This window comes from Rhizobium leucaenae USDA 9039 (assembly GCF_000426285.1).
GTDB classification, from domain to species: Bacteria; Pseudomonadota; Alphaproteobacteria; order Rhizobiales; family Rhizobiaceae; genus Rhizobium; species Rhizobium leucaenae.
Window position 1 is genome coordinate 147,272 of sequence record NZ_AUFB01000009.1, and the last position, 24,643, is coordinate 171,914.

At 60.2% G+C, this 24,643-nt stretch carries 20 protein-coding genes and 1 tRNA gene; 9 read left to right on the forward strand and 12 right to left on the reverse strand.

Annotated elements, in window-relative coordinates:
* Nucleotides 1-13: 13 nt before the first annotated feature.
* The 3 genes from K290_RS0115905 to K290_RS0115920 all read right to left on the reverse strand — a co-directional run bounded on the left by K290_RS0115905 (nt 14) and on the right by K290_RS0115920 (nt 6,423).
* Nucleotides 14-3,334 carry a transglutaminase family protein gene (locus tag K290_RS0115905; RefSeq protein ID WP_028752845.1) on the reverse strand — a complete coding sequence of 1,107 codons (3,321 nt, stop codon included), beginning with the start codon at nt 3,332-3,334 and terminating at the stop codon, nt 14-16.
* 179 nt (nt 3,335-3,513) lie between these two features.
* On the reverse strand, nt 3,514-4,941 hold the full coding sequence (locus K290_RS0115915) for a mannose-1-phosphate guanylyltransferase/mannose-6-phosphate isomerase (RefSeq protein WP_028752846.1): 1,428 nt from the start codon (nt 4,939-4,941) through the stop codon (nt 3,514-3,516).
* A gap of 384 nt (nt 4,942-5,325) precedes the next feature.
* A complete protein-coding gene (locus K290_RS0115920; protein WP_028752847.1) occupies nt 5,326-6,423 on the reverse strand; it encodes a DUF475 domain-containing protein in 1,098 nt (365 codons plus the stop codon).
* 426 nt (nt 6,424-6,849) lie between these two features.
* Here K290_RS0115920 and K290_RS0115925 point away from each other — a divergent pair, with 426 nt between their 5' ends.
* Nucleotides 6,850-7,086, forward strand: coding sequence for a hypothetical protein (locus K290_RS0115925; RefSeq protein ID WP_028752848.1), 237 nt, complete (start codon nt 6,850-6,852; stop codon nt 7,084-7,086).
* Between the two features lie 55 nt (nt 7,087-7,141).
* On the opposite strand, the gene K290_RS0115930 is transcribed toward K290_RS0115925, so the two are convergent.
* On the reverse strand, nt 7,142-7,612 hold the full coding sequence (locus K290_RS0115930; protein ID WP_028752849.1) for a hypothetical protein: 471 nt from the start codon (nt 7,610-7,612) through the stop codon (nt 7,142-7,144).
* Nucleotides 7,613-7,704: 92 nt separating this feature from the next.
* Nucleotides 7,705-7,935 carry a hypothetical protein gene (locus K290_RS0115935; RefSeq protein WP_028752850.1) on the reverse strand — a complete coding sequence of 77 codons (231 nt, stop codon included), beginning with the start codon at nt 7,933-7,935 and terminating at the stop codon, nt 7,705-7,707.
* Nucleotides 7,936-8,149: 214 nt separating this feature from the next.
* On the opposite strand from K290_RS0115935, the gene K290_RS38350 reads away from it, so the two are divergent.
* Nucleotides 8,150-8,458 (forward strand): hypothetical protein, encoded by a 309-nt coding sequence (locus tag K290_RS38350; protein WP_028752851.1) that lies wholly within the window; start codon nt 8,150-8,152, stop codon nt 8,456-8,458.
* A 141-nt stretch (nt 8,459-8,599) separates the two neighbouring features.
* Here the strand turns inward: K290_RS38350 and K290_RS0115945 are convergent.
* Nucleotides 8,600-8,674: transfer RNA gene (locus K290_RS0115945), tRNA-Val, on the reverse strand.
* An 84-nt stretch (nt 8,675-8,758) separates the two neighbouring features.
* Nucleotides 8,759-9,121: a response regulator CpdR1 gene (cpdR1, locus tag K290_RS0115950; protein ID WP_004117561.1), complete on the reverse strand. Its 363-nt coding sequence runs from the start codon at nt 9,119-9,121 to the stop codon at nt 8,759-8,761.
* 286 nt (nt 9,122-9,407) lie between these two features.
* Between cpdR1 and K290_RS0115955 the strand changes: the two genes are divergently transcribed.
* Nucleotides 9,408-10,292, forward strand: a complete 885-nt coding sequence (locus K290_RS0115955) for an N-formylglutamate amidohydrolase (protein WP_037135580.1) — start codon at nt 9,408-9,410, stop codon at nt 10,290-10,292.
* Between the two features lie 506 nt (nt 10,293-10,798).
* A complete protein-coding gene (gene hisN, locus K290_RS0115960) occupies nt 10,799-11,572 on the forward strand; it encodes a histidinol-phosphatase (RefSeq protein WP_028752853.1) in 774 nt (257 codons plus the stop codon).
* 56 nt (nt 11,573-11,628) lie between these two features.
* On the opposite strand, the gene K290_RS0115965 is transcribed toward hisN, so the two are convergent.
* From K290_RS0115965 to K290_RS0115975, 3 genes are all read right to left on the reverse strand, one after another.
* Nucleotides 11,629-12,603, reverse strand: coding sequence for an alpha/beta fold hydrolase (locus K290_RS0115965; protein ID WP_028752854.1), 975 nt, complete (start codon nt 12,601-12,603; stop codon nt 11,629-11,631).
* A gap of 92 nt (nt 12,604-12,695) precedes the next feature.
* Nucleotides 12,696-13,763 (reverse strand): cyclic nucleotide-gated ion channel, encoded by a 1,068-nt coding sequence (locus K290_RS0115970; protein WP_028752855.1) that lies wholly within the window; start codon nt 13,761-13,763, stop codon nt 12,696-12,698.
* Nucleotides 13,764-13,905: 142 nt separating this feature from the next.
* Nucleotides 13,906-14,385 (reverse strand): Lrp/AsnC family transcriptional regulator, encoded by a 480-nt coding sequence (locus K290_RS0115975; RefSeq protein WP_028752856.1) that lies wholly within the window; start codon nt 14,383-14,385, stop codon nt 13,906-13,908.
* 131 nt (nt 14,386-14,516) lie between these two features.
* Between K290_RS0115975 and K290_RS0115980 the strand changes: the two genes are divergently transcribed.
* Both K290_RS0115980 and K290_RS0115985 read left to right on the forward strand, forming a co-directional pair.
* The gene (locus tag K290_RS0115980; RefSeq protein WP_028752857.1) at nt 14,517-14,933 is read left to right on the forward strand and encodes a DUF2000 domain-containing protein; all 417 of its coding nucleotides are present in this window, start codon (nt 14,517-14,519) and stop codon (nt 14,931-14,933) included.
* A 353-nt stretch (nt 14,934-15,286) separates the two neighbouring features.
* Nucleotides 15,287-15,751 carry an Hsp20 family protein gene (locus K290_RS0115985; protein ID WP_028752858.1) on the forward strand — a complete coding sequence of 155 codons (465 nt, stop codon included), beginning with the start codon at nt 15,287-15,289 and terminating at the stop codon, nt 15,749-15,751.
* Between the two features lie 105 nt (nt 15,752-15,856).
* Here K290_RS0115985 and K290_RS0115990 read toward each other — a convergent pair whose 3' ends face one another.
* Complete coding sequence (locus K290_RS0115990) at nt 15,857-16,891, reverse strand: bile acid:sodium symporter family protein (protein ID WP_037135557.1); 1,035 nt, start codon at nt 16,889-16,891, stop codon at nt 15,857-15,859.
* Between the two features lie 105 nt (nt 16,892-16,996).
* On the opposite strand from K290_RS0115990, the gene K290_RS0115995 reads away from it, so the two are divergent.
* Nucleotides 16,997-17,854 (forward strand): LysR substrate-binding domain-containing protein, encoded by an 858-nt coding sequence (locus tag K290_RS0115995; protein ID WP_028752860.1) that lies wholly within the window; start codon nt 16,997-16,999, stop codon nt 17,852-17,854.
* A gap of 401 nt (nt 17,855-18,255) precedes the next feature.
* Here K290_RS0115995 and K290_RS0116000 read toward each other — a convergent pair whose 3' ends face one another.
* Nucleotides 18,256-19,302, reverse strand: coding sequence for a threonine aldolase family protein (locus K290_RS0116000; RefSeq protein WP_028752861.1), 1,047 nt, complete (start codon nt 19,300-19,302; stop codon nt 18,256-18,258).
* Here K290_RS0116000 and K290_RS0116005 point away from each other — a divergent pair.
* Both K290_RS0116005 and gltB read left to right on the forward strand, forming a co-directional pair.
* Entirely contained in the window at nt 19,301-19,573 is a 273-nt protein-coding gene (locus tag K290_RS0116005; protein WP_028752862.1) for a hypothetical protein, read from the forward strand. The genes K290_RS0116000 and K290_RS0116005 overlap by 2 nt on opposite strands.
* A 297-nt stretch (nt 19,574-19,870) precedes the next feature.
* Complete coding sequence (gene gltB, locus K290_RS0116010) at nt 19,871-24,595, forward strand: glutamate synthase large subunit (protein WP_028752863.1); 4,725 nt, start codon at nt 19,871-19,873, stop codon at nt 24,593-24,595.
* Nucleotides 24,596-24,643 lie beyond the last annotated feature (48 nt).

Below are 24,643 nucleotides of genomic sequence, written 5' to 3' on the forward strand. Positions count from 1 at the left end.
GCGTATGCCCGTTTCAAACCCCTATCGGCCGCCTCAGATCGAGCGTCAGCGGAAATTCTCCCGACACTGATTCTGTGCGCAGATTATAGCCGCCTGCCGTATGTCCCCAAGGTTCGAATCGCGCCAAGCGCCGCGCTTCGGCCTCATTGCCGTTGACAGGGAAGGTGTCATAGTTGCGGCCGCCCGGATGGGCAACATGGTAGATGCAGCCGCCGATCGAACGCTTCGACCATGTATCATAAATATCGAAGGTCAGCGGCGTGTCGATCGGCAGAACCGGATGCAGGCCCGAAGCCGGATGCCAGGCTTTGTAACGGACGCCGGCGACGGAAACGCCGGACATGCCCGTCGGCGTCAGAGGCATGGCGCGGCCGTTGCAGGCAACCATGTAGCGTGAGGGATTGTCGGTTTCGAACCGCACCTGCAGCCGTTCCACCGATGAATCGACATAGCGGACGGTGCCGCCGATCGCGCCTTCTTCGCCCATGACGTGCCAAGGCTCCAGAGCCTGGCGCAGTTCCAGCTTGCTGCCCTCGTATTCGACTTCCCCGCAGAAGGGGAAGCGGAATTCGAGCTGCGCCTGGAACCATTCGGGACGAAGGTCGAAGCCGTTTTCCCGCAGATCCGCGAGCACATCGAGGAAATCTTGCCAAATGTGATGCGGCAGCATGAAGCGATCATGCAGCGCCGTGCCCCAGCGCACGAACTTGCCGTCGATCGGGTTGCGCCAGAAGCGGGCAATGAGGGCGCGCACCAGCAATTGCTGGGCGAGGCTCATGCGGGCGTTCGGTGGCATTTCGAAGCCGCGGAATTCGACGAGGCCGAGGCGTCCCGTCGGGCCGTCGGGCGAGAATAGCTTGTCGATGCAGATTTCCGAGCGGTGGGTATTGCCGGTGACATCGGTCAGAAGGTTGCGGAACAGGCGATCCACCAGCCATGGAAGCGGCTGCAGCCCACGGCCGGGTGCCGGCACCTGGGCCAGCGCAATTTCCAGCTCGTAGAGGCTGTCATGACGGGCTTCGTCAATGCGCGGCGCCTGGCTGGTAGGGCCGATGAACATGCCGGAGAAAAGATAGGAGAGCGAGGGGTGGCGCTGCCAGTGCAGCACCAGGCTTTTCAACAGGTCGGGACGGCGCAGGAAGGGGCTGTCCATGGTGTTGCGGCCGCCGACGACAACATGGTTGCCGCCGCCGGTACCAGTGTGGCGGCCGTCGATCATGAATTTGTCGGTGCCAAGCCGGCTGGCCCGGGCCTCTTCATAGATCGCGGTGGTGATATCGACGGTTTCCTTCCAGCTCGATGCCGGATGAATGTTCACCTCGATGACGCCGGGATCGGGAGCGACGCGGATGACATTGATGCGCTCGTCCTGCGGCGGCGGATAGCCTTCGATATGAACCGGCAGGTTCAGCGCTGCGGCCGCGCGTTCGGCGGAGGCGACGAGGTCTAGGTAATCCTCGACGCTGACCGTTGGCGGCATGAAGATGCAGAGGCGCCCGTCGCGCGGCTCGACGCTGATGGCGGTGCGCACATGGCCGCCGATCTCATCGATGGATTGCGGCATGGTCGGCTGCTGGCCGGCGAAGGGCTGGAAGTGCGCGGCCTGCAATGGCCGGCCTTTGTCTTCACCGTAATCCGGCAGCGCCTCGCGCGGGATCGTCGGGTCCATCGGGTTGATATAGGGATATTGCGATGCCGGTATCCAGCCGAGCGAATTCAGCGGCAGGCGATAGCCGACCGGGCTGTCGCCGGGCGTGAGGAATATACGGCCGCGGCGCGTGCGCCACTTCTCGCTGACCCAGCGGCGGCCGCTGGCGCGCGCATTCCAGGTCTGTACGGGGAGAATATAGCCCGTCGGGCGTGTCAAACCGCGCTCGAAGACGCGGGCCATGCGCGAGCGTTCCTCGGGGTCCTTCAGCTTCGAGTTGGAGGGGTCGACATTGTCCGGCAGGTTCGCTTCCTTGACCAACCATTCGGCCGGATCTTCGAAGGCCGGGGTTACATAGTCCGGTTCGATATCGAGTTCGCCGGCGATGGCCGTCAGCAGGCGGCCGGCATCATCTTCGTTGACACTGTAGTTGCGGCCCTCATTGGCAATCAGGTCCGGGTTCGACCAGATCGGCAGGCCGTCGCGCCGCCAGTAGAGGGAGAAGGTCCAGCGCGGCAGGCTTTCGCCGGGATACCATTTGCCCTGGCCGAAATGCAGGAAGCCGTTCGGCGCGAAGCGCTCGCGCAGGCGGCGGATCAGCGTATCGGCCTTTTCGCGTTTGGTCGGGCCGACTGCGGCCGTATTCCATTCGTCGGACTGGAAGTCATCGATCGAAACGAAGGTGGGCTCTCCGCCCATGGTCAGGCGCACATCGTCTTGCCTGAGGATGGTGTCGACCTTTTCCCCGAGTTCGTTCAGCGCCTCCCAGCTTTCGTCGGAGAAGGGCTTGGTGATGCGCGGATGTTCGGCGACGCGGATGACCTTCATGTCGAAATCGAATTCGGTCTCGGCTTCGCCGAAATAGCCGCCGGAGATCGGTGCTGCATTGCGGTAGTGCGGCGTGGCGGCAAGCGGGATATGGCTCTCGCCCGTCAGCAGGCCCGAGGTCGGGTCGAGGCCGACCCAGCCGGCACCGGGAAGATAGACTTCGGCCCAGGCATGCAGGTCGGTAAAGTCGTATTCCGTGCCCGAGGGGCCGTCCAGCGCCTTCAGGTCCGGCGTGAGCTGGATCAGGTAGCCGGAGACGAAGCGGGCAGCGAGGCCGAGATGGCGGAGAACCTGGACGAGCAGCCAGCTCGTGTCGCGGCAGGAGCCCTTTGCCTTTTCCAGCGTCTCTTCCGGCGTTTGCACGCCGGTTTCCAGGCGAATGACGTAGCCGATCTCGTGCTGCAGCCGCGCATTGAGGCCGACGACCATGTCGACGGTGCGCTGTTCCGAGCGGTCGAGGGTTGAAAGGAAAGCCGCAAGTCGTGGGCCCGGCTCCTCCGGCTCCATATAGATCGACAGATCGTCGCGAATGGTCTCGGGATAATCGAAGGGCCACTTGGTGGCTTCCTCTTCGACGAAGAAGTCGAAGGGATTGTAGACCGTCATATCGGCAATGAGATCGACCTCGATCTTCAGCTCAGTCACCGGATCAGGAAAGACGAAGCGAGCGAGATAATTGCCGTAGGGGTCCTGCTGCAAATTCACGAAATGATTTGATGGCGTCACCTTCAGCGAATGGCTGAGGACGCGCGTCTTGGAATGTGGAGCGGGTTTCAGGCGAATGATTTGAGGGCCGAGGCGGACCGGGTTGTCGTATTTATAATGGGTGAGATGATAAATGCTTGCCTTGATCGCCATATTTTCTCTTTGCCTAGCTCGCATCGTTGTGCGGCATTTGCTGTTCCCGCCGGCAGTGTGTGCAATGCAGCGGAAGAATGCAAGGCGTCTCGGTGGTCAATCACGACCATTCCAAAGGGTGCCAAAACAAAAGCGGCGGGCTTTCGCCCACCGCTTTGAAATCGATGCCATCGAAGATCTCAGCTTCTGCCGAATTCATCGACCAGGCGGATGATGTCGTCTTCGCCGAGATAGGAGCCCGTCTGGACTTCGATCAGTTCCAGCAGGATCTTGCCGGGGTTGGAAAGGCGGTGCACTTCGCCGAGCGGGATATAAACAGACTCGTTTTCGCGCAGCATCTGCACGTGTTCGCCGACCGTCACCTCCGCCGTGCCCTTGACGACGATCCAGTGTTCCGAACGGTGGTGATGCTTCTGCAGCGACAGCTTCTTGCCGGGAAGCACGAAGATGCGCTTCACCTGGAAACGCTCGCCGTTCAGGACCGACGTATAGCCGCCCCAGGGACGGTACGAGGTCGGATGCGTCTCGGTGAGCTTGGCCGTCTTCTTTTCACTCGCCAGCAGCTTGACCAGCTTGCCGACTTCTTGGCTGTCCTTGAGATGACCGACATAGACGGCGTCTTCGCTGGCGATGACGGCGACGTCTTCCATCCCCTGCACGGCGAGATGGACGCCATGCGTCATGACAAGCGAATTCTTGGTGTTGACCAGCGTCGCATCACCGGCGGCCACGTTGCCGTTTTCGTCGCGCTTGCCGACCTTCCACACCGAATCCCAGCTTCCGAGATCCGACCAGGTGAAGGGCGATGGGACAACGGCGGCATTCTCCGTCTTTTCCATCAAGGCGTAGTCGATGGAGATATCGGGGCTCTTGACGAAGGACTCGGCATCGAGGCGGGTGAAATCGAGGTCTCGCGTCGACTTGGACACCGCCTTGGCGGCGGCCTTTTCGACTTCGGGTGCGTATTCATTCATTTCCGCGAGAAGCTGGCCGGCGGAGAACATGAACATACCGGAGTTCCAATAGAACCCGCCGCTGGCGACCATCGCCTCCGCCTTCTCCAGGGCAGGCTTTTCGACGAAACGCTGGACGGCGTGGGCGCCGGTCGACAGTTCCTTGCCGCTCTCGATGTAGCCATAGCCGGTCGCCGGTTCGGTCGGCGCAATGCCGAAGGTTACGAGCTTGCCTTCCAGGGCGGTATCGCGAGCGATGCGAACGCAATCAAAATAGGTGGCGTTGGCGTCGATCTCGTAGTCGGATCCGAGGACGTGCATCGTCGCGTCCTTGCCGAAGAGCTCAGTGACGAGCGTGGCGGCGGCTGCAACGGCGGCGGCGGTATTGCGGGCAACCGGCTCCAGCAGCACGGCAGCCAGCTTCAGCCCGAGTTCACGTGCCTGTTCGGCAACGAGAAAGCGGAATTCCTCGTTGGTGAGTACGATCGGGGCTTCGTACAGCTCGGGATCGGAGACGCGCGTCAACGTGCTCTGAAAGAGCGTCTTGTCGCCAATGAACTGGATGAACTGCTTCGGCGCGGAAGCGCGCGACAGGGGCCACAACCGTGTTCCCTTGCCTCCGGCCATGATCACTGGGACGATTTTGGCTGCCATATCTGCCTCTCTTCTACACACCCACTCAAGAACACGAACATCTGCAATATATGCGATCGCCGCGTTCGTCCTTTAAACAACTGGACTTCGCCATTGCGATATTTTTCAGAAAAACACCAGTGCGAAATGCCAGAGATTGCGAACATTCGCCGATCTTAGTTGGAAAATTCTAATAGACACAGTCATGCTTCGGTCGAGAGACCAAATCCGTGTTGCGGGGATTTTCACCGAAAGACGTAGGCGTTGCCGCCATTTCGGGCGCTGCAACGCCCAAAAGCGCAGGGGATCTCTGGGATTCGCCCCTTGCGCTTCAGGTCCTGGGTTTTGGCATGTCGTTGTCGCAAAACCGCGACACAGTTTGCGCGACATGCTTTCGATCATTCATCAGGCTTCGGCTCTGTCACGCGGCTCCCGGTGGGCGGGATCATGGCCCGTGCCGTTGCGCTTGTTGTAGCGGATCGACGACAAGAGCGAGATGCCGATCAAAGCCGCGCCGCCGAGACCGGTGATGACCTCGGGAATATGCATGAGCGTTTGGACATACATGATCACCGAAAGAATCAGGATGGCGTAGAAGGCGCCGTGCTCCAGATAGCGATAGTGGGCGAGCGTGCCTTTTTCCACCAGCATGATCGTCATCGAGCGAACATACATGGCGCCGATACCGAGGCCGATGGCGATGATGAAGAGGTTCTGAGTGAGTGCGAAAGCGCCGATGACGCCGTCGAAGGAGAAGCTGGCATCGAGAATTTCCAGATAGAGGAAGGCTCCGAGGCCACCCCTGGCGGCAGCGCTCATCGCCTTTTGCGAGGCATCCAGAAAGCCGCTGAGGACCTCCACCAGAAGAAAGGTCAGGAGACCGTAGACCGAGGCATGGAGGAAGGTGGTCGCATCCTCACCATCGAGCAGGGAGGTGAAGATCAGAACGAGGATCAGCACGAAGGCAATCTCGATGCCCTTCACGGTGGCAAATTGCGCCATCGCCTTCTCGACAAAGGCGATCCAGTGCACATCCTTCTCGCGATCGAAGAAATAGGTGAGGCCGACCATCATCAGGAAGGTGCCGCCGAAAGCGGCAATGGGCAAATGCGCGTCATGCATGATCGCGGCATACTGCTCCGGCTCGGCGGCGGCGAGCTTCAGCGCTTCCCAGGGATTGATATGGGCGGCAATGGCGACGATCGCCAGCGGAAAGACGATGCGCATGCCGAAAACGGCAATGACGATGCCCCAGGTCAAAAAGCGATGCTGCCAGACCGGCGTCATCTCTTTCAGCTTATTGGCATTGACGATGGCGTTGTCGAACGAAAGCGATATCTCCAGAACGGCCAGCACCAGGCAGATGAAAAAGGCTGTCGCGAGGCCGCCGAGGGTGCCGCTCATGTTCCAGCCGAGCAACCCGCCCAGGACAAGACCGGCGATGGTGACGATGAAGGCCCAGCCGAAATAGCCGAGCATGGATTTGGAGGAGGAGGACGTCATGGACGCACCTCCTCAAAAGCGGAGAAAATGTATCCGGACTTGAGGCATAGCCGCATGCCAGAGACGGCATGCGTGCGAGGCATGGTCAGAGTATTCATGAAAAGAAATCCGCCGGCTCATCTGCAGGCGGTACCGACATCGCGAGAGCGCCGTTAAAACTCTCGCCAGAGGGGCCCGGCACCAAAGTTCAATCCGCAGCCGATGTCAGAAGGCGCGGAGATGCCACCATTAGTTAGTGAAATTGCGGCGCCCGTCAAGAGCCGCGCCGGTTCGATGCTGCCGTCCTCACAAAGACAGGAATTTCCGGAACCAAACCGGAAAGAGGCGCGTTTGACCTTCAGGCGGGCAGGACGATGTCCGTTGCAAGGCAGATCCCAGAACGGGATTGATTGTCGGATAGAGAGCAGCGGACAAGGAGGACCTCGCATGAGCCCCCATCCCATTCATCACAGACCGAAAGAACAGAAGCCGGGTCAGAAACGAACGCGTTCGAACGTCCTACGTCAGGCGCAGGTATTGCCACCGCATAAGGTCGACCTGACGCTGCAGCCTGCGACCCATGAAGATGTTCATGTGCCGGCCCATGTCAGCGGCGCGGACCTGTCGCGGGAAGCACCCGGCGACGCCAATCACGGCGGAAAAAACAGAGGCCGCTCGAAATAAAAGCTGAAAGCCGGACGTTTTTCCAACGCTCGAGGCGTCATAGCCTCGAGCGCGTTTATTTGCCGCGTGGCGGTTTGCCATTCGACAGGAAGCTGCCGGTGAAGCTCAATTCCGTCGATTTCGCCGAGCATTCGATAGCGACCGGTTTGCCCGAATAAGGATTGGCAAAGGTGCAGGTGCCTTTGGCCTCGACCTGACCAGTCATCTTGTTGCCGGCACCTGTGGAGATGACCTCGATGGGCAATTGCGCGGTTCCCTTCTTCGCGCCGGGCTTGATTCCGCGGCCATTGCCCTGGAAACCGAGCATCTTGCCGCCGGACGAAAAGATGAACGTCACCGAACCGTCCGGCCCTGTCACGCTGGCGATCTCACCCTTGCAGCCTTTAGAGGCATCGAGCTTGCCGACGACCAGCTTGGAGCATGTGCCGCTGACTACCACCGCGCCCGGTGCCGGAAAATTCTGCGCGGCGGCATCGGCCGCGACGATCATCACTGTCAATCCAATAGCAAGGCCTGCGAATCGCATGAATGGAGTCCTTTCAAAGCCTTCGCAGGTTTGCCGATGGAAATGTGGCAGTCAATCCCGGGGCGCCAATGCGCCGTCCGGCGAAGCGCCCGTCACCCGGGTACGAGTGTGCCGATCAGCTCCAGCAGAGCGTTCTGCCGGTTGCCGCCACCGGCCAGGAACTCGTAGAGCGTCATCTTCTTTTCGCTGCCGCCGTCGACCAGGTAGTCGGATTGACGGATGACGAAGACTTCGCCGCTGTCGGTATCTCGGGCGAGGTGAAACATATATTCGTCGCCATTTGGCTTGTGATTTTTATAGAACTGCTTCTTCACGACCGCCATTCTCGTCCTCCCGTACGATCAATGCTTTAGCATGACAGTAGTGTGACAGAGCGATCGGAAGTCAAGCGACTTGTGGCGAAGTTTTGCTCTCCCCGCCGCCGGCGATGTGTTTGAGCCCTGAACATCAGCATGTGATTGGATATCGGCGAAAAGACCATTATTCTCAACTCGTGCGTTCGAAAATTCGAGACGCCATGAACAAGAGGTCAAAGCAATGAGAATGATGTTAGCGTTAGGGGCTCTCTTAAGCCTCGCTTGCGTCTCTGCAGGCGAAGCGCCCTCGAAGTACCAGTCATATCAGGGTATCCGCGCCGATAGCGATCCCGTGCTTTTAGCGAGGTACGACAGGGCTCTGCGCTGTTGCGAACCGGAGGCCTCTTCCTGGTACCGGGGCTCGCCCGATCCCAACAGCAGCATGTACATCCTGGCATTGAGAGCGTGCCTGTATCGACACAGCTTTGTCGACCGCGGTGTCCACGCCTATCCGACGTCGGCCGTATTCCAGCACTTCCTGGATCGCTGACCACCTTCGAATCATCTTTGCACAGGAAGCGCCTTTTCCCCGCCGGGGAGGGCGCTTTTCTCGTTTGAGGATGGAGTGATTCGGTGGGCAGTTATGAGAAAAGGCCTCTCGATTTCTCGAAAGGCCTTTTTCAAAACTGGATGGTGGGCGTGACAAGGATCGAACTTGTGACCCCTACGATGTCAACGTAGTGCTCTCCCGCTGAGCTACACGCCCATCCGATGGCGGCGCATAGATCACAAAACCTTGGTGGCCGTCAATAGGCTTTTTTTCGGTTTTGTGACGTTGCCGCCGGAAGCCTTACGCGGCAAGGAGTTTGTTCACTTCGTCGACCAGTTCGCGCAGGTGGAAAGGCTTGGAAAGTACCTTGGCATCCTTCGGCGCCTTCGAATCGGGGTTCAGCGCGACCGCGGCAAAGCCGGTGATGAACATCACCTTCAGGTCGGGATCGAGTTCGGTGGCGCGGCGCGCCAGTTCGATGCCATCCATCTCCGGCATGACGATGTCGGTGAGCAGCAGCGAAAAGGGCTCCTCGCGCAGCCGGTCATAGGCGCTTGCTCCATTGTCAAAGGACAAGACCTTGTAACCGGCCTTTTCGAGCGCCTTCACAAGGAAGCGACGCATGTCGTTGTCATCTTCGGCAAGGAGTATCTTCTGGGTCATCATCTGTTCGCTAATCAACTTTTGTCGTGTTGGACTTGTCCAGCGTCCAACTTAGTCGTTGGCCGTAAACAAGCGGTGAATGGTCGGTCAGGACAAAGCCGTTCTGTTCGTCCGTTGCAGCACAAACGCACCCGAAGACCGCATGGCCTGTCTCGGGATCGTGCTTTCGGGCATTTCCGTTGCGGCCCTTTGTATAAGGCCATTTTGCTTAAGTTAGTATGGACTTGCGGGCGAGCAACTGGCAACATGGATGCTGCGACAAGTTGTTGACATGGTAAAGACGTTTATGTCCGCAGAAATGCGTAATTTCGAGATTTTTGAGGTATCGGAGCCCGTCTCTCAGACAATTCCCTTTGTCTACAGCTCGCCCCATAGCGGCCGCATCTATCCCCCGGATTTCATCGCTCAGTCCCGCTTGCAAGGCATCGCCATCCGCCGCTCGGAAGATCATTACGTCGATGAGCTGTTTTCGGCGGCAAGCGCTCTCGGCGCGCCGCTGCTGCTCGCTAATTTCCCCCGCGCCTATATCGACGTCAACCGTGAGCCCTATGAACTCGACCCGCGTATGTTCGACGGTGTGCTGCCGCCCTATGCCAATATCAATTCGCTGCGAGTCGCCGGCGGTTTAGGCACCATTCCGCGCATCGTTGCCGAAAACATGGAAATCTATGCTCGCCGGGTACCGGTCGAGGATGCGCTGCAGCGCATCGAAACGATCTACAAGCCCTATCATGCGACGCTGCGGCGGCTGATCGCTCGCACCCATGTCAAATTCGGCTTTGGCGTGCTCGTCGACTGCCATTCCATGCCGGGTAACATCCGCATCGCCGGCAGCAACACGCGCCCCGATTTTATCCTTGGCGACCGCTACGGAACCAGCGCCTCGGCGGACCTGTCGCGTGCCGCCATGCAGATCCTCGACGAACTCGGCTTTAACGCCGTGCGCAACAAGCCCTATGCGGGCGGCTTCATTACCGAGCATTACGGCCGGCCGTCCCGTGGACTTCACGCCCTGCAGATCGAGGTCAACCGTTCGCTCTATGTCGACGAAACGACGCTGGAGAGACGCTCGGATTTCGGTGCGGTCGCCGCAGCCATCACCCTGTTCATGAAGCGCATGGCCGAGCATGTGGAATCCTACGCAGGCGATCCGGCGCTGGCGGCGGAGTAGGGCAAAGCCCTTTCGCCCCGTCCTGAGCTTGTCGAACGGGCTGGGAGAAGGTGGGGCGGGGACTTGAGCAGGGCGAAACGTCGACGCCTCGGATGAGGGGCTATCTCGGACCTTTCACGCGAACAAAACCTATCGAAATGTTTGGCTGTGGTGATGGTCAGGCATGTTTTCCGCTGTCGCGTCCTAGTGCCCCGCCCTTCACTCTAACCCTCTCCCCGCACGCGGGGCGAGGGGACTCCTCCAGCAAAAAAAGAACCGCGCTTGTGGCGCGGCTAAGTCTAGGGAGGAAACACCCAAGGAGGGTATTTACAGTCAGAAGACTGTAGGGAGATGTTGCTATTGCATTGCACAAATGTCAAGCAAATTATTGCTGTGCAAAATATTTAGGCAATTACAGAATGTTTGCCTTATCTCCGGGCAATCCGCCTGCCGCATCGGCATTTGGTTTGCTTCGCCGAGTTTATGCGCTATGACTGCGCCCGCCCCGTCATTTATCCGGATCGACCATGCTTCCTGATCGCGCCTTCTTCTATCGTCTGGCCGAGGCGGCCAAGGCCGAGACCCTGCCGCGCTTTCGCGCCGGCGTTGATGTGGTCAACAAGGAGGCTCAGGGATTCGACCCGGTGACCGAGGGAGATCGCGCCGCCGAAGTGGCGATTCGTGCCTTGATCGAGACGGAATTTCCGGACCATGGCATCCTCGGCGAAGAGCACGGCAATGTCGGTCTCGACCGCGAGCATGTCTGGGTGATCGATCCGATCGACGGTACCCGCGCCTTCATTTCCGGCGTGCCGGTCTGGGGAACGCTGATCGGCCTGCAGAAGAATGGCCGCGCCATCATGGGCATGATCGATCAGCCGTTTACCGGCGAGCGCTATTTTGCCGACGGCAACGGCTCGACCTATTCAGGTCCGGACGGCGATCGACGGCTGCAGGTCCGCGACTGTGGCAGCCTGTCGAACGCCATTCTCTTCACGACTTCGCCGCATATTTTCGTCGGCGAGGAGCTAGTGAAATACCGCGAAATCGAGAGCCAGGTGCGTCTCTTCCGCTACGGCACGGATTGCTATGCCTATGCGCTGCTCGCGGCAGGTCACGTCGATCTCGTCGTCGAAAGTGGACTGAAGCCATATGATGTCGGCGGCATCATTCCCGTCATCGAACAGGCGGGTGGTATCATCACCACCTGGGACGGCGGCCGGCCGGAAATGGGCGGCACCATCATCGCCGCCGGCAGCCGCGCGGTCTATGATGAGGCAAGGGCGATCCTGTCGCGCTAGCTGATTGAGCATCCGAAAGCGCCGGATATTTCCGCTTCACGCGATTCGAGAGCGCTCTAAATTCCGACTCCCACCATATCGGTATTCGCCTCGGCATCGCTGCCGGGGATGAAAGCGTTGATGGCGGCAAGGGCGGCGTTGCGATAGACGTCCCGCTCCTGCAGGATTTCGTGCTTTGCGCCGTGGACGGGCACGAACTGTGCTGCGCGGAAATAGCGCGACAATCGTTCCTGGTCGGCATAGGGCACGACGCCGTCGCGGGTCGGCGCGATCAGCACTGTCGGAATGGCGATGGAAAAGAGATGCTCGGGCGTGTTGACGCGCTCGATCGTACGGAATGCCTCCAGCAGCCAGCGCGCCGTCGGCGGTCCGAGGGTAAGCTGCGGATAAGCCGTTGCGATAGCGACATTGCGCCGATACCGACGTTCGTCCGTGGTCAGCGGGTTTTCCGGAAAGGGTTTTTCCTTGATTTTCTTGCTGAATTGCATCCGGCCGAGACCAAGCGCGCAGACCGTTCCGGAGAGGAAACGCACCAGGCCGGGCGAGACACCCTGGCCGGTGAGGCCGACGAACGGCGCCGACAGCACCATGCGCTCGATCCGGCTCGCAAGCCGCGGCGCGGCCGACAGTGCGATCAGCGCGCCGGTCGAGTGGGCCAGCAGAAAGAACGGCAGGCGCGTATCCGGCAGCACGATCTTGTCGAGGAAGGCGGTCAGGTCGCGTTCGTAGTCGGAAAAGCGTCTGACATGTCCGCGCAACGGGTCCTTCAAGAGCCGCTCCGAACCGCCCTGGCCGCGCAGATCGAAGGTCGCGACCCACAGGCCCTTGGCGGTCAAATCGCGGATCGTCTCGAAATATTTCTCGATGAACTCATTGCGGCCCTGCAACAGCACCACCGTGCCCTTGGCCACCGGCTGTTCGCAGCGGAAGACGACATAGCGCAGCCTGCGCCCGTCGAAGCTCTCGAAGAACCCTTCGGTGCGGTTTTCCGGCACCGGATTGTCTGGTGTGGAATAGAGGATCGAATCCATGACGATGTCGCACCTCGTTAAAGGGATGCCTTTCTCAAGGGGATAGCGCAGGCGTGGGGAATTGCAACTGGTTTGTTGAGGCGCCGCTTCTGTCAAGCCTTTGGTGTCCCACCGCGTCGTTCGAGCGCGGTTTTGCGGATGACGTCGGCGATCTCCGGGCTGCTGCTGGACAGCATCTGGAAATCCGCCGAATAAAGCGAGAGGAGTGAGACCTCGGTGACGGCGCTGACGGTTGCCGAGCGGGGTTCGCCGCTGATCAGGGCCATCTCGCCGAAGAAGCTGCCGGATCCAAGTTCCACCGGCTGTGGTGTCGCGACGGTGACGCGGCCTTCGACGATGAAGAACATCTGGTCGCCAGTGTCGCCCTTGCGGCAGATGACGGAACCGGCCGGTACGATGCGCGGCCGCAGCGCCCGCACGATCTCGATGAGTGCGGCAGAACCAAGCTTCTGGAACAGCGGCACGGCCGCAACCAACTGCCAATTGCGCACGAAGTCCTGGCGGCGCACTTCCTCGTAGAACCCGGTGGCGAGGATACCGGCCCAGAGGGCAAAGATGCCGATACCGCTCATCATGACGAGCCCAGCGAGAACGCGGCCGGCGAAGCTTTGCGGAATTTCGTCGCCATAGCCGGTGGTCGACAAGGTCACCACCGCCCACCACATGGCCAGGGGAATGCTGCCGAACTTGTCGGGCTGGACGTCACGCTCGATGAGATAGGCCGCGAGCGCGGCACCGAACAGAACGATGCCGAAAATCGAAGTGACGCCGAGCAGGTTGCGCGCCTCTTTGCTCAGGACCCTGCCCAGCAGGCGGAAGAAGGTCGAACCGCGCAGCGGTTTCAGCAACCAGATCGCACAATAGAGGCTTTGGTCGCGCCCGCCAACGAACAGGAACGCCGCCAGGGGGACCAGAACAGCGAGCAGATCAACGGCGATTTCCAGTACTCTGTCGCGAACGGCCTTTGTGCGATGCACGATCAGCGTCTCGATCAGTTGCAGGACGTAGGCAGCCCAGATGCCGGCAAGCAGGACTTTGAGAATGAGCCTGCTCTGTCCGGCCATGTCCGGTGTCGTGAGTGCAGCCACGGTCACGAGGCCGATAGCGACGAGCAGCGCGTTCAGCGGCTCAGAAATCTTCGAGAAAGGGAGCGTCGACATTCAATACCCCAGGTCGGCTGCCACCCTCCTAGAATAGGATGGCCTCGATCCAAACGTAAAGGGCTGGCAGGACATGCACAGCAACCAAGCCTTGACCAATTTATGGCTGCCTTGTGTCATCCGGCGTCCGCGTCTCGGACCGTCATCGCTGCCCGACATCCAGCGGAAAACCCTTGAAGGGCTTGATTTCCTTCAGCACGAAAGTGGTCTGCATTTCCTTGATGCGCGGCAGGCGGCGCACCACGGCCATAGCGAAATCCGCATAGCTGTCGAGGTCTTCGGCAACGACCTGCAGTAGGAAATCCGCGTCTCCGGCGATGCTGTAGCACGCCACGACTTCGCTCAACTTCAAAACGTCGCGCGAGAATTCCTCGGCCTCGGCTTCGCTGTGGCTGTCGATCTTCACCCTGATGAAGGCGAGGACGCCAAGGCCGATCTGACGCCTGTCAAGGGTGGCGGCATAGCCTTGAATCACGCCTGTTTCCTCCAGTTGGCGCACGCGCCGCCAACATGGCGATGTCGAGAGCCCGACTTCGGAGGAAAGCGCCTGGTTCGTCAGCCTCCCGTCTTTCTGGAGCGCTCCGAGGATTCGTAAATCAATGGGTTCAAGAGCATTGGGCATGTTCAACCTTGGATTCGGAAAAATCTGGTAGAGTTTACCACAGTGGCGGCATAAGCGGCAATAAAAGGCAAGATTGACCCGGATATCGGAGATATCTTCTGAGCGCATAGTTTCAACAGCAGCAGGTCTCCATGCTTCCAGATATCCGCCTCGCCATCGTCATCAATCCGGATCTGCCGCTCGGGCTGATCGCCAATACCGCCGGCGCCATCGCGATTGGGCTGGGGGCGCGATTTCCTGCGCTTGCCGCGCGGCAACTGAGCGATAGGGAGGGGCGGGCTATCGACATCAGTTCGAACATGCCGGTTCCGATGCTGCAGGCGGATGCCGATACCATCCGCTCGCTGCTGCTGAATGCATTGCCTCCGCAGGGCGAAAGGGCGGTCGTCGCCTTTCCCGCCTTTGCACGCTCGCTACATGATTACAGGGAGTATGAAGCAATGTTTCCCGACCGCGATCTCAAAATGGAAGCGATCGACGGTCTGGGCATAGCGGGTCCATCGAAATGGGTGAAATCGCTGACAGGCTCGCTGAAGCTGTTGCGCTGACGCAGGAAAGAAAAAAGACCGGCTTGCGGAGATAGAGAGTTCCGCGTCGCCGGCCTAGCAAGGACTGAAGAAGAAGGGACGATACACTTCAGTCATCGGACAGTGAATGCATCCGATGACGTCATTGGTAGTCCCGCCAGCCTGAACGGGCTCCGAACCGGCCGTTCATCTGCGGTTCACGCGGATTTTTTTGAAATTCGAGAGATGTCATCAGGGGTCTTGAACTCCGAAAAAGCGATCACCATCTCCATTCTGCGGGTGCCAAACGGGCTCGCGTAACCGTCCCCAGGGCCGCCCAGAGCGGGGCCGCGGGGGCAAAACCAAATCGCAATCGTCGCTCACAGGAGGACAACATGCGTCACGTAGACTTCTCTCCCCTTTACCGTTCCACAGTCGGTTTCGACCGTCTCTTCACCATGCTCGACAGCCTTGCGCAGCCGGATCAGGCTCAGACCTATCCGCCCTACAACATCGAGCGCACCGGTGAGAACACTTATCGCATCACGATGGCCGTCGCCGGTTTCGATGAAAAGGAACTGAGCATCGAGGCTCATGCTCATGTTCTCCAGGTCAAGGGTGAAAAGAGCGAAGAGCCGGCCGAGGCCAGCGAATATCTCTATCGCGGTATCGCCAAGCGCGCCTTCGAGCGCCGCTTCCAGCTCGCCGATCATGTCGAGGTCCAGGCGGCTTCGCTGAAGAATGGTTTGCTGCACATCGATCTGTTGCGCAACATTCCCGAAGCCATGAAGCCCCGCCGCATCTCCATTGCCGCCGAGCCGGTCGAGACCCCGAAGGCAATCGAAGCCCATATCAATTAATGGGCTTCAACAATAGCCAGAAGACCGATCCTCCCAGGTCACAAAAGCAAGGCGGCGTTCCGTTGGGGCGCCGCCTTTTGCATTCCGTAATAGTTGAAACGGCCACTACGCTGCGTTCGAGGCTCCGTTCGTCTTCGGGGTGCCGCTGGTTTCGACTTTGGCCTTGGCTGCTTCCCGCTTTTTGGCGGCATCTGCATATTTCTGGGCGATGACGGCGCAGGCCATGAGCTGGATCTGATGGAACAGCATCAGCGGCAGGACGATGGCACCGATGCTCTGACCGGCGAAGATGACGTTGGCCATCGGCACGCCGCTTGCAAGAGACTTTTTCGAGCCGCAAAAGGTGATGGTGATCTCATCGGCCTTGGAAAAGCCGAGCGCGCGGCTGCCGAACATGGTGATGCAGAGCACCAGCGCCAGAAGCACCATGTTGGCGATGATGACGGTGGCGATATCGACCAACGAGAAGGTATGCCACAGGCCTTCGACGACGGCCTCGCTGAAGGCCGAATAGACAACCATCAGGATCGAGCCACGGTCGACCGGCATCAGGATCGTCTTCTTGGAACGTATCCATTTGCCGATCCAGGGCTGCAGGATCTGACCGGCGATGAAGGGCGCAAGCAGTTGCAGCATGATCTGTTCCAGCACGTCCCAGGAAAACCCACCGCCATGGCCGCCGACCGAGAAGAGCACGCCGACGAGCAGGGGCGTCAGGAACATGCCGAAGATGTTGGAGGCCGATGCGGCGCAGATCGCGGCCGGCACATTGCCACCGGCAATCGAGGTGAAGGCAATTGAGGACTGCACCGTCGAGGGCAGCACGCTGAGGAACAGAATGCCGGTGTAAAGCGCCTGCGGCAGGACGGCCGGCACCAGCACGCCCATGGCAAGCGCCAGTAGCGGGAAAATGCCGAAGGTGGTCAGCAGGATGACCATATGCAGCCGCCAATGCAGCAGGCCGGCGATGACGACATCGCGCGACAGGCGCGCGCCATGCAGGAAGAACAGCAGGCCGATGGCAAGATTGGTGGCGGTGCCGAAATAATGGGCGCTCGTCCCCTGCACGGGGAAGAAGGATGCTGCGAGCACGGTGAGCACCAGCAGGATGGTGAAGGTGTCTGGAAGAAAGCGGCGCATCGTGCCAACCCCAATTGCAATTCTTGAAGAACTTGTCCTTGCACATAGACCTATCGTGATCCACGATGCAAGGAATAACAGTTATCGTAATTCAGGATGAGCGCCATGCTTGATCTCACGCAGTTGCGCAGCTTCGTTGCCGTCGAGCAGATGGGCAGTTTTACGCTCGCTGCCGAGCGGCTCGGCCTTGGTCAATCCACCGTCAGCCAGCATATCCAGCGGCTGGAGACCACGCTCGGCCGCAAGCTTCTGGCGCGCGACACGCATCGGGTGGTGTTGACGGGTGACGGCGAGGCGCTGCTTGGCCATGCCCGGCAGATGCTGTCAATCGAGGGGGAGGTGCAGCAGCTCTTTGCCGGCAACAGCCTGCGCGGCAATCTGCGGCTCGGTGTCTCGGAAGATTTCGTCACCAGCCGTTTGCCGGATGTGCTGGAGGAATTCGTTCGCTCGCATCCCTCCGTCGATCTTGAATTGACGGTCGCTCTCAGTGGCACGCTCTATGAGATGCAGGACAATGGCGACCTCGATCTCGTTCTTGCCAAGCGCCGTCTCGGCGATGCCAGGGGAAAGCTGGTCTATCGCGAGCCGCTGGTCTGGCTGGCGCGGGATCCGGAGCGCGTTCGGACGCTTGCCGCGCCTTTGCCGTTGATCGCCTTTCCGGCCCCAAGCGTCACCCGTGCCGTGGCACTCGAGGCTCTGCGCCGCCAGCAGGTGCCATGGCGTATCGTTTGCACCTGCGGCAGTCTCAGCGGCTTGACGGCGGCGGCGCGGGCCGGCATGGGCGTCCTCGTTCAGCCCCGCAGCATGGCCCCGACGGGACTGTCGGAAATTGCGCCCGGATGGCTGCCGGCACTAGAGGATGTGGAATTCGTGTTGGTACCGCGCAAGGGAGCGGATCAATTGCTGGTCAGCGCCCTGTCGGAGGATATTCTGGCGAAGGTGCGGGGCCTGAGATCTGCCTGATCGGTCGGATCGATTGGTTCTCGGTGTCGGAAAAATATTTTCTCTCAAATAGATAGGGCAAAAAGTCGGCAGGAGTTCCTTCGCCGGCTGCCGATTCTCTTCAAGCGTGTCCCACCTTTTCGATTCACGCATTCAGGTTGGAGTCAGCTTGTGGTGGTACGATTCTGGTTGATGAACGAGCTGAGCCGAGGAAATCAGCCCGATGAAATATGGTGCGATGTTTATTTGCGGACTGGTCGCCTGCGTCATGGCGATGACGGTCATAACCCGCCACATGCCGGGCCAAGACGTTTCACATTCCGCATTGTTTGTGCACCCAAATCAAAACTGACCTCCAAATGAGGTGCTGAGCGCCGCTATGTCCCACTGGAACAGCCACGGCGCTCCTTTTTTCCTTTAAATCAAGCTAGGCAAGCCAGGAAGCCGGTGACATCGTCGTTGGTCGTGGCGAAGCTGGTGACGAGGCGGATCAGGGTCTCGTTTCCGCTCACCAGTTCGGGCTGTGATTCCGGGATCGGCCATTCGTAGAACTTCGCGCCCTTGTCCTCGGCGGTCTTTGCAGCCGATTTCGAAATAATCGCAAAGACCTCGTTCGAAGCCGTCGGCCAGGCGAGGCGCGCGGTAGACGCCTGTTCGATGCCGGCGCGCAGGCGATCGGCCATGCGGTTGGAATGGCGGGCAAGGTCGAGCCATAGGCCATCTTCGAAATAGCCATCGAACTGAGCGGCGATAAAACGCGATTTCGAGAAAAGCTGGGCAGCGCGTTTGCGGATGAAATGCATCTCCTTCGCCTGCTCCGGATTGAAGAAGACGATTGCCTCCGCGCACCAGCAGCCATTCTTGGTGCCGCCGAAGGAAAGAATATCGACGCCGCGCTTCCAGGTCATTTCCGCCGGGCTGACCCCCAGCGCGACCAGCGCATTGGCGAAACGGGCGCCATCCATGTGCAGCGGCAGACCGTTTGCTTTGCAGACGGTGGCAATGGCATCGATTTCAGCGAGCGAATAGACCGTGCCGATCTCGGTCGCCTGCGTAATGGTCACTGCCGCGGCACGGCCATGATGAAGGGCATCCTGCGGGAAGCGGGCGACCTTCGTCGTCAGCGCCTTTGGATCGATTTTGCCGAGGACGCCCTCGACCGTTGCCAGCCGTGCGCCGCTAAAGAAATCCGGCGCCCCGCATTCGTCCTCGGCCACATGTGCTTCTGGGTGGCAGAAGCTGATGCCGCCCGGCTTCTGAACGCTGGCGAGCGACAGAGAATTGGCGGCCGTGCCGGTCGCGACGAAGAAGACGGCGACGTCACGCTCGAAGATTTCGGAGAACTTGGCTTCAATCTTCTGGTCGAGATCGCTAGTGCCGTAGGCTGCGGCAAAACCGCCGGATTCGGCAAAAAGGCGTTGCGCGATCTTGGGATGGGCGCCTGCCCAATTATCGGAGGCAAAAAACATGGATGTGCACCAACTGAATCAACAGGACTGCGGGGAGGGTTCGCAGAGATCGGCGGACATTAATCCAATCGAGCAGGGGATCAAGAGCGCCATGCCGAAGGACACATCACAGAAATTGATCTACGCAATCAACAAACAAAATGATGCGACGCAGCGAAACTTTGTTGCTTGGATTTTGAGGCATAGGCAATCTTCCGTCTTGAAGCAGCGAGATTTTGCCGTTTTGCTCTTGCGAAACCCATCACTTTCTGGCATAGAGCTGATGAATTAGGACAGGGTTGTTGTCCTATTTTGGCTGCCAAGGCCGAAGATGCGCTAGAGGGTCCTGACGATATCGGGATTTCGGGCTATAGTTATCGCGAGCATGTCCTATGGGGCCGTCAGGCGACCAGGTGGAGCGGCGGTGGAATAAGCAAGGCGCGGAACGCTGACGACGGGCCCCACCAAGGGGTCATGGTCTGCGGCCCGATCTTCACAATGCAACAGCGCTGTCGCGCGTCGGACCCAATAATGGGGCGGCGCGGGACGAAGGATCGCCCGCGATGCGGGCCTTACCGGAGGGAAAACGATGACGAACAGGACGCCGTCCATGACTTTTGATCACATCGCCGCAGCAAAGGCTGCCGCTACGGTCAATACGTCGAAACGCGCTGTCGGCATCCCGCCGAAACAGGGCCTTTACGATCCGCGCAATGAACATGATGCCTGCGGCGTGGGCTTCGTCGCCCATATGAAGGGTCAGAAGTCGCACCAGATCGTTCGCGACGGTCTGTTCATTCTCGAAAACCTGACGCATCGTGGCGCCGTCGGCGCAGATCCGCTCATGGGCGATGGCGCCGGCATTCTCGTACAGATTCCGGACCGTTTCTTCCGCGAGGAAATGGCCTTGCAGGGTATTACCCTGCCGAAGGCGGGCGAATATGGCGTCGGCCATTTCTTCCTGCCGCGCGATGAGGCGCTGATCGAGCATTTCAAGACCGCCATCAAGCAGGTCGTTACCGAAGAAGGCCAGGTTCTGCTCGGCTTCCGCGACGTGCCGGTCGACAATTCCTCACTTTCGAAGGCGCCCGAAATCGCTGCTACTGAGCCGCATCACGTGCAGGTCTTCATCGGCGCCGGCCGCGACGCCGGCACACATGAGGAATTCGAACGTCGCCTGTTCACCCTGCGCAAGGTGATCTCCAACCGCATCTATGCGGAATATGAAGGCGAAGAGAGCAACTTCTACCCGGTCTCGCTGTCGAACTCGACCGTGGTCTATAAGGGCATGTTCCTCGCCTATCAGGTCGGTGCCTATTACAAGGACCTCTCCGATCCGCGTTTCGAATCGGCGGTCGCCCTCGTGCACCAGCGTTTTTCCACCAACACCTTCCCGTCGTGGAAGCTGGCGCATCCCTACCGCATGGTTGCGCATAACGGCGAAATCAACACGCTGCGCGGCAACGTCAACTGGATGGCGGCACGCCAGGCATCGGTGTCTTCGCCGCTGTTCGGCGACGATATCTCCAAGCTCTGGCCGATTTCCTACGAAGGCCAGTCGGACACTGCCTGCTTCGATAACGCGCTCGAATTCCTCGTGCGCGGCGGCTATTCCATGGCGCATGCCGTGATGATGCTGATCCCGGAAGCCTGGGCGGGCAACCAGCTGATGGCGCCGGAGCGCAAGGCGTTCTACGAATATCATGCCGCCCTGATGGAGCCGTGGGATGGTCCGGCTGCCGTTGCGTTCACCGATGGCAAGCAGATCGGCGCGACGCTCGATCGCAACGGCCTGCGTCCGGCCCGCTATCTCGTCACCAACGACGATCGCGTCATTATGGCGTCCGAAGCCGGCGTTCTGCCGGTCGAGGAAGAAAAGATCATTCAGAAGTGGCGCCTGCAGCCGGGCAAGATGCTGCTCATCGATATGGAAAAGGGTCGGATCATCTCCGACGACGAGGTGAAGTCGGAGCTTGCGACCAAGCATCCCTATCGGAGCTGGCTCGACCGCACGCAACTCATCCTCGAAGACCTGAAGCCGGTGGAACCGCGGGCGCTGCGCCGCGATGTGTCGCTGCTCGATCGCCAGCAGGCTTTCGGCTATACGCTGGAAGACACCAAAATCCTGATGTCGCCGATGGCAACGACCGGGCAGGAGGCGATCGGCTCCATGGGCACGGATACGCCGATCTCGGCCATGTCCGACAAGCCGAAGCTGCTTTACACCTATTTCAAGCAGAACTTCGCGCAGGTCACCAACCCGCCGATCGACCCGATCCGCGAGGAGCTGGTGATGAGCCTCGTCTCCTTCATCGGCCCGCGCCCGAATCTGCTCGATCATACCGGCATGGCCAACGCCAAGCGGTTGGAAGTCCGCCAGCCGATCCTGACCAATGGCGATCTCGAAAAGATCCGCTCGATTGGCCACACGGAAGATCGTTTCGACACCAAGACGCTCGACTTCACCTATGATGTCGAGCGCGGCGCCGAAGGCATGCCGGAAATGCTCGACCGTCTCTGCGAGCGTGCCGAGGCCGCCGTGCGCGGCGGCTACAACATCATCGTGCTGTCGGACCGTCAGATCGGCCCGGACCGCATCGCGATCCCGGCGCTGCTCGCGACTGCGGCCGTCCACCATCATCTGATCCGCAAGGGGCTGCGCACATCGGTCGGCATCGTCGTCGAAACCGGCGAGCCGCGCGAAGTGCACCATTTCTGCCTGCTCGCCGGCTATGGCGCGGAGGCCATCAACCCTTATCTCGCCTTCGACACGCTGCTCGACATGCATCAGCGCGGCGATTTCCCGAAGGAAGTCGACGCGAGCGAAGTCGTCTACCGCTACATCAAGGCGGTCGGCAAAGGCATCCTCAAGGTCATGTCGAAGATGGGCATCTCGACCTATCAGTCCTATTGCGGCGCGCAGATCTTCGATGCGATCGGCCTGCGGCAGGAACTGGTCGATCAATATTTCTTCGGCACGGCGACGATGATTGAAGGCATCGGTCTCGAGACCATCGCCGAGGAAACCGTTGCCCGTCACAAGTCGGCCTTCGGCCGTGATCCGATCCTGGCAAGCACGCTCGATATCGGCGGCGAATATGCCTACCGTATGCGCGGCGAAAGCCACGCCTGGACCCCGGATGCCGTCGCCGCTCTTCAGCATGCCGTGCGCGGCAATGCCGAAGACCACTATCGCGAATTTTCGGAGATGGTGAACCAGTCGGCGCTTCGGATGAACACCATCCGCGGCCTCTTCAATATCAAGGGTGCGGAAGCGCTCGGCCGCAAGCCGATTTCGATCGACGAGGTCGAGCCGGCTGCCGATATCGTCAAGCGCTTCTCGACGGGCGCCATGTCCTTCGGCTCGATCAGCCGCGAGGCACATACGACGCTGGCGATCGCCATGAACCGCATCGGCGGCAAGTCGAACACCGGCGAAGGCGGCGAGGAATCCGACCGTTACATGCCGCTCGTCGACGGCTCGCCGAACCCGGAACGCTCGGCGATCAAGCAGATCGCCTCCGGTCGCTTCGGCGTGACGACGGAATATCTGGTCAATGCCGACGTGCTGCAGATCAAGGTCGCGCAGGGTGCGAAGCCCGGCGAGGGCGGTCAGTTGCCCGGCCACAAGGTCGACGCCACCGTCGCCAAGACCCGGCATTCGACGCCGGGTGTGGGCCTGATCTCGCCGCCGCCGCACCATGACATCTATTCGATCGAGGACCTGGCGCAGCTCATCTTCGACCTGAAGAACGTCAACCCTTCGTCCGATGTCTCGGTCAAGCTCGTCTCGGAAGTCGGCGTCGGCACGGTCGCCGCCGGCGTCGCCAAGGCGCGCGCCGATCACATCACCGTCGCCGGCTTCGATGGCGGCACCGGCGCATCGCCGCTCACCTCGCTGAAGCATGCCGGCTCGCCTTGGGAAATCGGCCTTGCCGAAACCCAGCAGACGCTGGTGCTGAACGGCTTGCGCTCACGCGTCGCCCTTCAGGTGGACGGTGGCCTGAAGACCGGCCGCGACGTCATCGTCGGCGCGCTGCTCGGTGCCGACGAATTCGGCTTTGCCACTGCGCCGTTGATAGCGGCCGGCTGCATCATGATGCGCAAGTGCCATCTCAACACCTGTCCGGTCGGCGTCGCCACGCAAGACCCGGTTCTGCGCAAGCGCTTCAAGGGCACGCCGGAGCATGTCATCAACTACTTCTTCTTCGTTGCGCAGGAAGTGCGCGAAATCCTCGCCTCGCTCGGTGCTACCAAGCTGGACGACATCATCGGCGCTTCGGAACTGTTAGAGAAGGACGATATGCTCGCCCACTGGAAGGCCAAGGGGCTCGACTTCAGCCGCATCTTCCACAAGGTCGAGGCGCCGAAGGAAGAGACCTACTGGACGACCGTGCAGAAGCACCCGATCGTCGACATTCTCGACCGCAAGCTGATCGAGAAGGCGGAGCCGGCGCTTGCCAGCAAGACGCCCGTCGCTTTCGAAGTCGATATCAAGAACGTCGACCGCTCGGCCGGTGCGATGCTGTCCGGGGCGGTTGCCAAGCGCTACGGTCACCGCGGCCTGAAGGATGACACGATCAACGTCACGCTGAGAGGCACCGCCGGCCAGTCCTTCGGCGCGTTCCTCGCGCGCGGCGTCACCTTCAACCTCGTCGGCGATGGTAACGACTATGTGGGCAAGGGGCTTTCGGGCGGCCGTATCATCATCCGTCCGCCGGAAAACTCGCAAATCTCGGCCGAACATTCGATCATCGTCGGCAACACCGTGCTTTATGGTGCGACCGAAGGCGAATGCTATTTCCGTGGCGTCGCCGGCGAGCGTTTCGCGGTGCGCAACTCTGGCGCCATCACCGTCGTCGAGGGCGTGGGTGACCATGGCTGCGAATATATGACGGGCGGTGTCGTCGTCGTGCTCGGCGAAACCGGCCGCAACTTCGCGGCCGGCATGTCGGGCGGCGTCGCTTACGTGCTCGACGAGAAGGGCGATTTCGCCCGCCGCTGCAATATGGCGATGGTCGAGTTGGAACCGGTTCCGGAAGAGGACGAGTTGCTGGAGAAGCTGCATCATCACGGCGGCGACCTCATGCACAAGGGACGCGTCGACGTCTCCGGTGACATGACCCGCCACGACGAAGAGCGCCTCTACCAGTTGATTTCGAACCATTTCCACTACACTGGCTCGACGCGGGCAAAGGAAATCCTCGATCACTGGGCCGACTACCGCCCGAAATTCCGCAAGGTCATGCCGGTCGAGTACCGTCGTGCGCTGGAAGAGATGGAGCGTAGCCGGATGGGTGTTGCGGCGGAATAGTTTGGATTTGGGCAATTCCGTGATATGACATGTCATATCACGGATTGG